Raw genomic sequence first — 13577 nt, 5'->3', positions numbered from 1 at the left:
CGTTTCATTTTAAACGCTATGCAAACAAAACAGCTACCTTTTCTCGTTGTATTGTTGTGTCTCTACTTCTCTCTTAATAATGTATACCCACAACATTCATCGACAAAATTACCAGGATCAGGACTAGTTTTTCATTTATCTTCTGATCTAGACATAACGGTGAATGCTGATAGAAAAGTGACTTGGATCGAACAAGTCCAAAATGTTTCTTTTGTAACTGCAGGAACTACTAACCTTAAAGTAGTCGATGTAAAACATGATGGCATAAATACAGATTTCCATGCCGTAAAATTTATCGGAGGTGGATACTTAAAACCACAGCTCGATAATATTAGATATTCGGGTGTAAAAAGAGTATTTATTGTCTATAAATCTACCATGAAACCTTTAAATGATGGTAGTACAGATCTTATGATGCTTTTTGGTGACCGTTTTACTCAAGTAGCTTTAGAAACAAGAAACCAAAAAGTGAATGAAGCAGAATATATTCCTTATACTTTTAGCTTTGATGGTAAAAGTGAGGAAACTGCTCTTGCAAAACATGCTGTCAATTTTAATTCTTTATCGAAAGACTATCATGATAATTCAGATCCAAGAGATGATGCATGGTCTTTCAATGAATGGGAAATTGTAGAGGTAGAATATAATACACCTCGTGATTTAGTGCATGGAATAAATGGAGATGGTAACTGGAGTAGAATTGAATTAGGTAGATTGGTTCATAATACTACGATGTTCTTCCAAGGAGAAATTGCAGAAATTATTGTTTATGATGATTCATTTATTGATAGACAGAACCTTAAAGAATACATCAAGAATAAATACAAAATTCAGCAGCGTCAATGGTTTACTACTGCATCAGCTAAATCTTGGGACGGGTCAGACTCATGGTCATTGGACAGTACAAGTTTTACTGTAGGTGATGCTCCATATCCTTATCCAGTAGCAGGAGACAAGGCTTATATAATGGAAGAGGATACAATAAACATCATGGGAGACCATGTGAACGTAAGCGAGTTGACTATTGGTGAAAATGCTGTAGTAAATACTCGTGAGTTTAAGTATCATAACTTCCATTCCTTCAAAGGTAAAGGAACGTACATCACTTACGCGGATGAACTGCCTAACTGTGATTTATTAATGGAAGAACCATTTTATAAAGAAGGTGGAGGTATTTTTCATTTCTCAACAGCTGATGTAAACAACCATGGTAATGTCACTTTCTCAGATGATAGATATGATTCATTAAACTTTAATAGTGTAATTGTCAATGTCGGCTTTTTTGAATTTGACTTTGGTAGATATGTACATGTTTTTGATACAATGAGAGTAAACAACTCTACATTAAAGCTTACTCATAATATGGAAGTGAACTCCAACTTTATTCTGACTTATCCTGCAAAAGTAATGGATGATGGGAATGAAAGAGAGCTAATGCTTAGAGGACATTTTGTGAGCAATGATGGTTGTGTGATTGACATGGAAAATACATTGGTGAGATTTGAAGGTCAGAACTCAAAAGATGATTTTAATAGTTACTATCAACAATTTCAATTTGGTGGACCTACAAAGGTTAAAAAAGTAAGAATCGATAGACCTAGTGTAAGAGATCAGGTACAGATTCGATCTTCGAAGGTGAAATATCAATTAGAGTTTAACCCCAACACACCAAACAATGGTATTGATAGTGAAGGAAATTACGATCCGAGTTTATTCCGTATCGAATTAGTCAGAGGTCGTTTGAGATTTTCTGATAACATTAGCCATGAATTGATTACTTCTACTGTTGAAGGCGAACAACCGATTCGAAAAATTTCAGCAGATATGAATATCTGGATTTCAGGAAATAATAATAAGATTAATGTCAATACTAAAGATACAGCTTCGATCATTATTGAAGACGGAGGGTATTTGGTTGCTATGTCTAATGCTGAAACTGAATTCAACAAAACGAATTTAACAGTAAGAGGTCAATTACAGTTAGGTACCTCTAATGGAGGAAATAGTAATGGCTTCTTAACAGTAGGTGGAGATGTTATTTTCGAGGGTAAGAATAGTAAGTTAAACTACCGTTCAGGTGTATTTACTATTCATGGTAATTTGAAGACTACTTCGAAGCTACAAAAGATGCCGGGTATTAGTGATCCTATAATAAAATTCGCAGGTACTAATTTGTCTCATATTTCTGTAGAAGGTTTCGATGACAACTTTAGATTAGGACAGTTAATTATTGACAAGTCGGTAGTTAATCAACCTGGAGTAGTGATAGAAAACCATGAAGTGTATACCAATAATGTCATCTTCAATAAGGGACTACTTGATGCCAATGGTTTCTTAATTTGGGATACCACTACAGGGCAGAAACAAACTTCTGTTATCAATCAAGAAAGCTATATTATTGGTAAGGCTTCCTTTATTGTAGAAGAAGGTGGTAGTGCATATTTTCCAATTGGTGGAATCAATGGGTTTTATTTGGCAGGGATTGGGCCTACTCCTTTGTCTGGTACAAATAGAACAATAAGAACAGGTGCTTCCTTAATCACATGGGAAGCAATGTATGTCGATGAAGCAATTGGTGGAGATATTCCTAGCCATCAATACTTCAGAAAGTACGAAGAGGGCATGTGGCGTATCAACCCTAATAAGACAACTTCTACAGAGTTAACACTCTTCATGGGGAATATTGATATCGCTAATGAGGAAGGTTTGTCTAACCACCTAAGAGTTTTAACTAGAGATAACTCTTCTTTATTGAATAACTTGGCTTGGCAGCATAAACCAGGCATTGGTGATTCTCCAAAAGAAATTAAAATGGATAATACACTAGGTAATGAAAACAGGCTATTAGCGATAAAGACAGAAGCGTTTACTTTCACTAATGCAGGTGAAATTCCATTGGACTTTTCAAAAAAAATGTCTGGACTTTCGAATTATGAATTTACACCAGGGTTATCGATAGAGAAAGACTTACCTGTTGAATTGATTGACTTTAAAGCTGAAATTAACGCAGGTGTTGTTGAGTTAAATTGGTCGACAGCACAAGAGTTTAATAACGATGGGTTTTATATTGAGAAATCAGTAGACAAACAACATTGGTATGAAGTAGACTTTATTAAAGGTCAAGGGACAACTTCTGTAAGAAACGATTATAGTGCTGTAGATGCGTCACCTTATCAAGGGGTTTCTTATTATCGTTTGGTTCAAGTGGATTTAGATGGGAAAATGGAAGTTTTCTCGCCACTAGAAATTTCTTTTGGACAATCGGTGGCAGCAGAGTTTTTAATGTACCCGAACCCGAACAATAAGGGAGTACTGAACTTTAAGTTTTATGAAACATCTTCTTCTACTATTCAACTTAATATTTATACACAATTAGGAGAAGTAGTGAATCGTACTGAAGTAGATGCTTTAACCAGCAATAGTTTAAAAATTGATACTTCTCAGTTAGCCTCAGGAGTATATATAGTAGAATATATAAATAAAAAAGATAGACAACTTAAAAAGTTAATTGTCAATTAGATATCGCATTCTGATAGATGTCGATAAAATTAAGTATTCAGAGATAATAGAACTTTAAAGTAGATTCGAAAAGTATTGGGAGTATCCACCTTTTACTTTTCAATCTACTTTTTCTTTTATCGGAAGGAGTGATTTTGAGTGTAGGTTTCTGTACTAAAAATTTAAAAGTTGATTGTAAAGTCATAACTTTAAATAAGAAACTCGACTTTATTTGAATACTCCATGCAAATCAGACTTTTACCTATCACTGTTCTTTTTCTAATTTCTTTTTATTCCTTTTCTATAGCTCAAGGTTTACAGCTAAAGCAAAATACTGTTGAAAGTAGAACTTTTGCTCTACTCATCGGAACGGATAAATATGATGGGAAACCTGATTGGGTAGACCTTAACAATCCGGTATATGATGCAGAAACAGTTGGAGCCATCTTAGAAGAAGATATGGGGTATAATACTGAAATATTACGAAACCCTACGTCTAATCAGATACTATCGACATTGATACGTTATCATAAAGTATTAAAAGCGAATGATAGGTTTTTTCTATTTGTGGCAGGGCATGGAGATTATGATGACCAAATCTTTGATGATGGGTTTATCGTTGCCAAGGATTCAAAGCCTTTAGCCGATGATATCAATCGTAAAACCTATATTTCTTACAATACCTTAAACAGTCTGATAAATAAATTACCAGCAAAACAAGTGTTAGTTGTATTAGATGTTTGTTTTAGTGGTTCTTTTAATGAGAAAATGAAGAACTATAGATCAGCTTATAGATTGAATATTTATGATGAACTGGAAGCAGTACAATTTGCTGAAAGAAAATTAAAGCTAACCACAAGGTCTGTCATTACCTCTGGCGGATTAGAACCTGTATTGGATGGAGTAAAAGGGCATCATTCGCCATTTGCCTATAAATTTATTGAAGCATTAAGAGTACTGCCATCTCAAAAGTCTGTGATTACAGGAAGCGACTTGTATAGTTATGTGTCAAGAATGGAATCTCAACCAGTAGTCGGTCATTTTGGGGATCATGAACCTGGAGCAGATTATATATTAGGGGTGTCTAATTCTAAAGCAGGGATTGTTCTAAAAAAAGAATATACACCAAGTGTGGAAGATTTTCGATCTAGAAGTTCTGTCCCTACTTATGCTTTAGGTAAGGTATACGACCTTTCGAACAATGAATTATTACCAGCTAAATATTATACTCAAATTCTATCAGAACCATCATTTAATGAGTTGCAGGAGAGCATCGGAGTTTATAAAAATTATCCTGAACTCACTTTAAAAGTTGAAAAGGTGAATATCAAAGGGAAGGAATGGTATCGTCTATTAACAGGTGGATATAACGATCGAAGTTATGCAGATAAGCAATTGCAATCATTAAAGAAGAAGTACCCTCAAGATAAACATATCCAAGGAGCATTTATTAAAAGTAGCCAACTACCTACCGACGATAATATTGAGCTGAATGAGATTTACAATACTGATTTGATACTTCAAGATTTCTCTGGATATGGTATTCAAATATTTTCAGATACATCTTTGGTCTATTCATTAACCAAAGCAAGAGTATATAACGATAAACAGTTGGGAACTCCTTATATCCAAAAGTCACATGTAAAGGGTAAAACATATTACAGAGTGATATTAAACCATTATGCAACAAAAGAAGAAGCAGTCAAATATCAACAGTATATAAAATCTCATACAGAAGATATCAATCTTAAAGGTGCGTTTTTAAGAACATACTAACTCCTTTTTCTCATAGAAAGAATAAACATAACAATAGATAGAGGTATAAAAATGTAATTGCCCGTTGCACCAGGAGCTGTCTCTTCAGTGATAATTGGTTTCATATACATCATTACTAAACGCATTGCATATTCTATAAAAAGAAAGATATACATAAGCGGAATAAGGCTTTTGTAACGGAAGATGATGATAACATAGAATACACCCATTATGAGTTGTGAAAGCCCCCATAACGCAAAAATAAGAATGACAGTTTGAGCAGCAGGAGTAGAGTAACTATCTAAGGGAATAGTAGCGATACTTTGTGCTCCTCCATCTGTAGCAAACATATGAACTAGCGATCTTCCCACTGTCATTACAGTGATCAAGTAAAAGACATAAAGAGCTAATTTATGTCCTTTATATTCATTATTTATTGTTGCTGGGAGTACTTGATTTATCATTTTATTTTAAGGCTATTTTTATGAAAACTAGTCGATTTTACTATTAAAATAAGGGTTTTTTATGTTTTTGCCCTCACTTTTCTTTAGAAAATTATTTCTACCTTTTTAACTTTTTGTTGTTAAGCGTTTAAAAAATGTTGTTGTAGGTGTCTCTTTGAAGATTAAGTGAAATTCGTCACCATTTATTGAAAGATTATCCTCTAATATTACCGTTAAGAATTTTTTAGAATAAGCCAGAACGGAATTAAATTTCACTTATTATACTATGCGAACAATACAACTAACACTACTTATATCTTTGTGTCTTTACTTTTTTTCTAACACTGTATACTCACAGACTTTGCCAACATCAGGTCTAGTTTTTCACTTAGATTCTGATCAAGGCCTAACGGTAGGAGGAGATGGAAAGGTAACATGGGTAGAACAAATTCAGGGGGCTTCTTTTGTCAGTGATGGAACAACAGACCTTGAAGTAGTCGATGTAAAATACAATGGTCTAAACACAGACTTTTCTGCCGTTAAATTTTCAGATAATGGTTATTTAAAGTTGCAATCGAATGTGACTTATTCAGATGTAAAGCGTGTCTTTATCGTTTACAAATCTAGTTTCAAACCTCTGTATAATAATAGTACAGATTTAATGATGCTTTTTGGAGATCGTTATACTCAAGTAGCTTTAGAAACAAGAAGTAGAGTTGTAAATGCAGGATTGGGCAGAGAATATGTTCCCTATACTTTTAGTTTAGACGGAAATAGTGAGTGGAATCCAACAGCAAAGCATGCTATCAACTTTAATTCCTTATCCGATGAATATCATGATAATACAGATCCAAGAGATGATGCCTGGACCTATAATGAATGGGAAATTGTAGAGGTGGAATACATTACTTCAAGAGATTTAGTACAAGGAACAAATGGAGATGGAAATTGGAGTAATATTGAGTTAGGTCGTTTAGTTCATAATACAAGTATGTTCTTTCAAGGAGAAATTGCTGAGGTTATTGTTTACAATGATTCATTCAGTGATCAAGACGACTTAAAAGACTATATCAAGGATAAATACAAGATTCAACAACGTCAATGGTTTACAACAGCTTCAAGTACATCTTGGGATGGTACCAATGCATGGTCACTAGATAGTACCACACTTGATGTGGGGAATGCACCCTATTCATACCCTGTAACAGGAGATAAAGCTTTTGTAATGAAAGGGCATACAATAAATATGATTGAAAATCATGTGAATTTAAATGAGTTGATGATTGATGAAAATGCAGTCGTTAATGCTCGTGAGTATATCAACCATAATTTTCACGCGTTCAAAGGTACAGGTACATATAGAACATATGCTAATGAGTTACCCAATTGTGATTTACTAGGCAATGAAACCTTCTATCTTGAAGGAGGAGGGATTTTCCATTTTTCAGCAGATGACCTCAATAATAATAGTGATGTAGCTTTGTCAGATGATCGTTATAGTACCTTCAATTTTAATAGCCTTATCGTGAATATTGGAGCTTATGAATTTGATTTTGGATCTGATGTACACGTCTATGATACGTTGAAGGTATATAACTCAACGATAAAGTTGACGCATGATATGGAAGTGGATTCCAATTTTGTACTCTACTCTTCTTCTAAGATCATTGATGATGGAAATGATAGGGAGTTAATGATCAGAGGGCATTTTAATATTTCTGATGGTTGTGAAGTAGATATAGAAAACACACTAGTAAGATTCGAAGGTGAAGGGTCGAAGGACAATGATAACACCTACTATCAAAGATTTCAGATTGGCGGCCCTACAAAGGTCAAAAAGGTAAGAATAGAAAGACCCGATGTAAAAGATCAGGTACAGATTATATCTACTAATGAAGCCTATCAGTTAGAATTTAACTCAGCCACCCCAAATAATGGTCTTGATGGTGATGGGAATTACGATCCAAGTTTATTCCATATCGAATTGGTAAAAGGTCGATTGAGATTTGCCGATAATGTACAACATGAACTGATTACCTCTACAGTTGGTGGAGAAAACCCTATTCGAAAGATTACTGATGGTATGAATATCTGGATTTCAGGTAGTAATCAAATCAGTGTAAATACAATAGATACAGCATCTCTTATTATCGAAAATGGAGGTTTTATGACTGCCGTTTCAACTTCAGAAATTGCATTAAATAAAACCAATCTAACCATCCAAGGAACATTACAATTAGGAATTTCTAATGGAGGTAGTACTAATGGCTTATTGACTGTAGATGGTAATGTTACTTTTGATGGAAGCAACAGTAAATTTAATTACCGTTCGGGAATCATGACACTGACAGGAAACTTCTTTAAAGGTACAGAGGTCGTAAAAAGATCAGGTGCTAGTGATCCCGTAATAAAATTTTCGGGGACAAGACCGTCTTATATTTCTGCTGACTTTGATACTGATTTTAGAATTGGTCAGTTAATCATCGACAAGTCAGTAGGCGGAAGTCAACCAGGTTTGGTAGTACGAGACTATGAAGTATTTACCAACAATGTCATTTTCAATAATGGTTTACTAAATGCAAATGGACTATTGACTTGGGATACTACTACAGACGAAAAACAATCTTCTGCAATCAGTAAAGACAGCTATATCATAGGTAAAGCATCGTTTATTGTAGATCAAGGTGGAAGTGCTTACTTCCCAATTGGAGGAACAAGTGGATTTTACCTTGCTGGTGTTGGACCAGCGCCTTTAACCGATTTTAATCGAACTGTTAGTGCTGGTGCAAATCTAATCACATGGCAAGCAATGTATGTAGATGAGGCCATTGGAGGTGATATTCCAAGTGATCAGTATTCTAAAAAGTATGAAGATGGGATGTGGCGTATTAATCCAAATAAGGCAACATCAACAGAAATAACGTTCTTTTTAGAAAATGCAGATATCACAGAGGTAGATGGGGAAGATAAGTCGGATAACCTTAGAGTGCTAACCAGAGATAATTCTTCTTTATCGAATAATATGACTTGGGAACACAGGTCGGGCATTGGTAACCCGCCAAAAGAATTTAAACGAGACGATACTCCAGGCAATGAAGATAAACTATTAGCTATAAAGACAGAGGCTTTTTCTTTTAATGCCGGAGAGATTCCATCAGGAGCCTCAGGGTTAAGAGTGATGTCAGGGCTTTCAAACTATGAGTTTACTCCAGGCCTATCTATCAACGAAGATTTACCAGTCGAATTAATCGATTTTACAGCTGAAGTGAATACTGGTATCGTTGAATTGAAGTGGTCAACGGCTCAAGAGCTAAATAACGATGGTTTCTACATTGAAAAGTCAGTGGATAAAAAACATTGGCATGAAGTAGATTTTATAAAAGGACAAGGGACTACTTCAGTAAGAAATGATTACAGCACAGAAGATACTGCACCATTTCAAGGTACTTCTTACTATCGATTGGTACAGCTAGATTTTGATGGAAAAATGGAAGTATTCTCTCCTCAAGAGATTACTATTGGAGAAGTGGCTACTGGAGAGTTTTTAATGTACCCCAATCCCAATAAAGGTATTCTTACTTTTAAGTTTTTCAATACTTCATCCGATGCTATTCAGTTAAATATCTATACACAATTAGGTGAAATAGTAAACCGTATTTTAGTAGATAGCTCATACAACAATAGTTTACGATGGGATACTTCTCAGTTAGCCTCAGGGGTATATATCGTAGAATATATCAATAAAAAAGAAAGACAACTTAAAAAGTTAATTGTCAATTAATCAACTATTTTCAATAAGTATATATCGATTTATTAAACTAAGTACTAACAAACATCTTCTTTATCTAGTAGATTCGAAAAGTATTGGCAGTTACTGTCAACTACTTTTCAATCTACTTTTTTATTTTAAGAGAAATAAATGAGTTTTCAGCACTAACTTAGTGTACATGATATCAGCCAAGACACTCCAAGAACGAATTACTCAGAGACCATCCAAAAGCGGTATTGATGTGAACACAATGCTTGAGCATTTTGCGATCATCAGTTATAAAGTTCCTATCAGAAAGATTGAACACTTGATTCCAAAGCCATTTAAACTATGGAGTTTTAAAGATGAAGCGGGCGATGAATTTGCTTTGGTAAGTGTAGTTCCTTTCAAAGATATAGATTTTCATTTTTGTCAACTGTTCCCTTTTTTAAAGTTCAATTTTTTTCAAACCAATTTTAGAACTTATGTAATAGATGAGCGGGATGGATCTTATGCGGCTTGGTTTTTTGGAACAACTTTAGGCTCTGTGACACATATACTACCCAAATACTTTTGGAATATGCCTTGGGAGTACGGTAAGTATTCATCAAGTTTTGAAATGGAAGGTGAGCATTACAGAAAGTATCAAGTTGATTTTTCTTCTTCTCTTGGAAAAGGACAAATAGACCTCATTGGAACTACAAAAGAGATGAATTTATTAGAAGGTTTTAAAGACCTCGATGAGCAATATTTAATTCTAACTCACCCCGTAAAAGGTTATTACAACTTACCAAAAGAGGAGGTTGGTACGTATGAGATATGGCATCCAAAGTTTTCATTATATCAGGCAAAACCTCAAAATTTGTACTTTGGATTTCTGGAGAAATTGGGTTTTTTATCACTAAAAGAAATGAACAACCCACACTCAGTACTGATTACAAACCAAATTGAATTTGACATTTTCTTACCACCTATGAAATTAAAAATATACTAACAAATTGAACATCTGTTATTTAATTGGTCTATTATCTTTACAAACGTCAACTTTATTATGATGTCAGAATGAATATCCGTACCTTTATAATCGCATAAGGTATTCGTATTTGAATACACATGACTACATATTTATTTTCATTTTTCATCTTGAATTTGTAAAACAGTTTAATTTATTAAATGTTCATTCTTATATAGTAGTTATACTTGGCAATTCACTTTAAAAGATCGAAATGGCAAAATCGCAACAAGCATTTAATAAATTAGAGAAAGAGAAAAAAAAGCAGAAGAAAAGACAAGAAAAGCTAGCCAAAAAAGAAGCCCAAAAAAAGAACAAAGGTAGTGGAGATTTGGAAAGCATGATGGCCTATGTTGATGAATATGGCAATATTGTTGATACTCCACCAGATCCAACAGAAAAGAAAGAAGAAATAAAACTGGAGGATATTCAAATTTCAGTATCTAGAAACAATGAGGCTCCTAGTAAGAAAAAAGGAAGAGTAGATTTCTACAATACTGAAAAGAAATTTGGTTTTATCATTGAAAAAGAGAGAAGAGAAAGATTATTCTTCCACATCAATGATGTAGATCCAAACTTTGATATTAAAGATAAAGATTTTGTTGAATTCAACGTTATTGATACTCCTAAAGGAAAATCATGTGTTGATATTACCAAGTCATAATATATATAAGAACCACTTTTCAGAACGAAAAGTGGTTTTTTTATTTTCCTTCTTTTCTCATAGCACTTGGAGTCATACCAAATTCATCGACAATGGATTTAGAGAAATGATTCACGTCTGTAAAAGCATATTCGTAAGCAATTTCAGTAAATGTTTTATTGGTGTTAGTAATTAACTCTTTTACCTTAAAGAGTCTTTCATCTTTAAAGTATTTGTAGATCGTTTTACCAAAAAGTTCCTTAAAAATCTTTCCTAGTTTAGTATGGTTGATTCCATATGCTAACGCTAATTTTTTGATATTAGGGCGTTGTGTAAAATCTTTATTAATATCGTTTCTGATGGAAAAAGCAGCATTTATCTCGAAGTCCGTAAACAGAACATCATCACTCTTTTCATTAAATTGGTACAATGTATTGTGAAGAATCACTTTCAACTCCATCAACTTGTGTGTCACAAACTCTTTTCTGAATTGTTCGTGGATGTTATTGCGTAGTTCTTGTGTAAAGGAACTTTTCCATGCAGTGATATTTTCATTTCCAGAGTGATAGAAAAAATGATCTAACGTATCAATCACCTGTAGTAAATACTCAGAGATATTTCCTTTGTTAAATGCATAGACCATTTGGGTCTTTGTTACTCCTTTTTTAAAGTTGATGGCCATCTTCTGTGTTCCTTTTGCAAAGATAAACCCATTAGGGACACTAATTTCTCTCTCTTCCTCTTCTTTATAGTAAATAACATCTCTCGCGAAAATACTTAGTGTGTATTCGTATTTGGGGTCATGTACAATTTGAAATTGTGTATCTTCTTTTGCTGTATATTCAAAGCCTGTAATTCGATATTGGTCTGTCTCAACAACGATAAATTTTGCAGTAGATAATTCATTATCAATACGCAGTTCAATATCAGATACTTTTTCACCGCCTAATTTTTGTTGTATAAAGTCAATGTATGGAATCTTCGGGCGGTCTTTACCATAAATAGTTTTCATAGTTATTTTTTAGGTGTATTATTTAAAATACACGATTAAAAATAGACTTTTTGAATAAGTACTGACTTTCAGATTTGTATATAGAATTGTTAGCTTTTTTTCATTATAAATTTATACTGAGAGCTAATGATATCTGAGGAAAAAATTCTTATTTTGAACATCATAAATAAGTATTGTGATAAATTGTTTTATCGATATATTAACTCAACTATAAAGTCATAATGATTAAATCTACTAACAAACATTTCGAGATTTTGGACGGTCTCAGAGGTGTAGCAGCAATTATTGTCGTTCTATTTCACATACTGGAAGCATTTGCATTAGGAAACAGATCAGATCAAATTATTAATCATGGTTATTTGGCAGTAGACTTCTTCTTTGTTTTATCAGGTTTTGTGATTGGTTATGCCTACGACAACCGTTGGGATAAAATGACCCTAACAGAATTCTTCAAAAGGAGAATCATCCGATTACAACCCATGGTGATTATCGGTTCTATTATTGGAGCAGTAACATTATATGCACAAGCATCTCCAGAACTATTTCCATTAATTAACGATGCTCCAATATGGAAAGTATTGGTAGTAATGGTCATTGGGTTTACAATGATTCCTGTAGGCCAATCTATGGATGTTAGAGGTTGGCAAGAGATGTATCCTTTAAATGGACCGGGCTGGACTTTATTCTTCGAATACATTGCCTATACGGTGTATGCTTTTATTCTTAGAAAATTACCGAACATCATATTAATTATATTGGCAATTATCGCAGGTGCTTTATTAATGCATTATGCTGTAACAGGAGAAAGAGGCGATATGGCTGGGGGCTGGGCTCTCAATGAAACAGAATTGAAAATTGGTTTTATCCGATTAACGTATCCGTTTTTAAGTGGTTTATTATTGTCTAGACTGATGAAACCAACCCATATTAAAAATGCATTTTTATGGTGTAGTTTAATTATGACTGTAGTGCTGTCTGTTCCTAGAATTGGAGGAGAACAAATATGGATGAATGGTTTATATGAGGGCTTAGTGATTTTAATAATCTTTCCTCTTATTGTTTACCTTGGGGCAAATGGAGAAATTAAGAGCAATAAAACAAAGAAGGTAGCGAAGTTCCTAGGGGATATATCTTATCCTATTTACATCACTCACTATCCTCTAATCTATTTATATACAGCTTGGGTATTTGATGAAGTATTAAAGGGAAAAGCATCTTACGAAATGGCTTTTGTATACGGTGCATTGACATTTATACTTTCGATACTTATTGCTTGGGTAGCTGTGAAGTTCTATGATGAACCACTTAGAAAATGGTGGTCTTCTAAGTGGTTAAAGAGATCATAAAGAAAATAGAAAAACTGGAATCCCCTAAAGATTGAAATAAAGTTCTTTAGGGGATTTTTTTATTGTAAATAGTCTACGATAGCGTAGAAAGCATTTAAATTTATTCTGTTGTTTATGACT

The 13577-nt window shown here is 33.8% G+C and carries 8 protein-coding genes; 6 read left to right on the top strand and 2 right to left on the bottom strand.

Translation table 11 applies throughout. The annotated features are described in order from the left end of the window. Nucleotides 1–18: 18 nt before the first annotated feature. Both QL232_RS21465 and QL232_RS21460 read left to right on the top strand, forming a co-directional pair. The gene (locus QL232_RS21465; protein WP_281615707.1) at nucleotides 19–3519 is read left to right on the top strand and encodes a T9SS type A sorting domain-containing protein; all 3501 of its coding nucleotides are present in this window, start codon (nucleotides 19–21) and stop codon (nucleotides 3517–3519) included. 222 nt (nucleotides 3520–3741) lie between these two features. After that, a complete protein-coding gene (locus QL232_RS21460; RefSeq protein ID WP_281615706.1) occupies nucleotides 3742–5274 on the top strand; it encodes a caspase family protein in 1533 nt (510 codons plus the stop codon). Here QL232_RS21460 and QL232_RS21455 read toward each other — a convergent pair. Beyond that, a complete protein-coding gene (locus QL232_RS21455) occupies nucleotides 5271–5717 on the bottom strand; it encodes a hypothetical protein (protein WP_281615705.1) in 447 nt (148 codons plus the stop codon). The genes QL232_RS21460 and QL232_RS21455 overlap by 4 nt on opposite strands. Before the next feature lie 265 nt (nucleotides 5718–5982). Between QL232_RS21455 and QL232_RS21450 the strand changes: the two genes are divergently transcribed. The 3 genes from QL232_RS21450 to QL232_RS21440 all read left to right on the top strand — a co-directional run bounded on the left by QL232_RS21450 (nucleotide 5983) and on the right by QL232_RS21440 (nucleotide 11120). After that, complete coding sequence (locus QL232_RS21450; protein WP_281615704.1) at nucleotides 5983–9477, top strand: T9SS type A sorting domain-containing protein; 3495 nt, start codon at nucleotides 5983–5985, stop codon at nucleotides 9475–9477. A gap of 166 nt (nucleotides 9478–9643) precedes the next feature. After that, on the top strand, nucleotides 9644–10438 hold the full coding sequence (locus QL232_RS21445) for a DUF2071 domain-containing protein (protein ID WP_281615703.1): 795 nt from the start codon (nucleotides 9644–9646) through the stop codon (nucleotides 10436–10438). Between the two features lie 232 nt (nucleotides 10439–10670). Further along, nucleotides 10671–11120, top strand: coding sequence for a cold shock domain-containing protein (locus tag QL232_RS21440; protein ID WP_168885132.1), 450 nt, complete (start codon nucleotides 10671–10673; stop codon nucleotides 11118–11120). Between the two features lie 40 nt (nucleotides 11121–11160). Here QL232_RS21440 and QL232_RS21435 read toward each other — a convergent pair whose 3' ends face one another. Next, nucleotides 11161–12111, bottom strand: a complete 951-nt coding sequence (locus QL232_RS21435; RefSeq protein ID WP_281615702.1) for an AraC family transcriptional regulator — start codon at nucleotides 12109–12111, stop codon at nucleotides 11161–11163. Between the two features lie 221 nt (nucleotides 12112–12332). Between QL232_RS21435 and QL232_RS21430 the strand changes: the two genes are divergently transcribed. Further along, entirely contained in the window at nucleotides 12333–13457 is a 1125-nt protein-coding gene (locus QL232_RS21430) for an acyltransferase (RefSeq protein ID WP_281615701.1), read from the top strand. The last annotated feature ends 120 nt before the right edge of the window (nucleotides 13458–13577 follow it).

It is taken from the genome of Flammeovirga sp. SubArs3, from assembly GCF_947387565.1.
GTDB classification, from domain to species: domain Bacteria; phylum Bacteroidota; class Bacteroidia; order Cytophagales; family Flammeovirgaceae; genus Flammeovirga; species Flammeovirga agarivorans.
Note: the sequence above shows the minus strand (reverse complement) of the source record. Positions and strands in the feature narration are given on the sequence as shown.